This window comes from Oleiphilus sp. HI0086 (genome assembly GCF_001635225.1).
The window spans coordinates 1-874 of record NZ_LWFZ01001437.1; the positions used below are offsets into that span (position 1 = coordinate 1).

At 46.7% G+C, this 874-nt stretch carries 1 protein-coding gene and 1 pseudogene; both read left to right on the forward strand.

Translation table 11 applies throughout. The features are described from left to right. Window positions 1–398: pseudogene (locus A3756_RS28315) on the forward strand (alanine--glyoxylate aminotransferase family protein); the annotation flags it as partial. A 69-nt stretch (window positions 399–467) separates the two neighbouring features. Then, window positions 468–874, forward strand: a 407-nt coding sequence (locus tag A3756_RS24475; protein ID WP_068554932.1) for a flavodoxin family protein, incomplete at its 3' end; no start/stop codon positions are given.

Consider the following 874-nt stretch of genomic DNA (forward strand, 5'->3'; position numbering starts at 1 on the left):
ACGAATCGCTATTAATTCTTAAAGAAGAAGGTTTGGAAAGCGCTTGGGAACGTCATGAGCTGCACCATAAGGCACTGGTTGCTGGTCTAGAAGCGCTCGGCATTGAAATGCTAGTGCCTAAAGATATTCGCCTATCTCAACTTAATGCAGTGAAGATTCCAGAAGGTATTGATGATGCGACTGTTAGATCAACACTACTTAACCAGTACGACTTGGAACTTGGTGCAGGGCTAGGTAAGTTTGCTGGCAAAGCATGGCGAATCGGCTTAATGGGCAATGGCTGTAATCGTAAAAACGTTGATTACTGCGTTAGCTCTTTAGGCGCGGTGCTTAACGAACTTGGACATAGCTGCGATGTCGACGCTGCAATGTCTGCAGTAGAGAATGCATACCCATAACCCAATAGACAGGGCTAGGGTATGAGTAATCCACTCCTACCCTAAGCTTTGTATCTCAAGCAAAGCGAAATGAAAAAACTCCTTTTGGTCGCCCACAGCCCGTCTGAAAATACACAAGCCCTACAACAAGCTCTGTGCCAGGGTGTCATCAGCCAAGCTCTTGAGCAAGTTGAATTCAAGTCGAAAACTCCTTTTGAAACACAAGCAGAAGATGTACTAAGTGCAGACGCCATTATACTCGGCACTACCGAGAATCTAGGCTACATGAGTGGTGCCCTCAAAGATTTCTTCGACCGTTGCTATTACCCATGCTTAGAAGCGAAACAAGGCTTACCCTGTGCCGCGTATATTAGAGCCGGTCATGATGGCACAGGTACAATTCGTGCTCTCGAAACCATTNCCACTGGCCTTAAGTGGCGATGGGTACAGGGGCCCCGTTTACTAAAAGGCGCTTACCAAAAAGAGTTTGAGAGCCA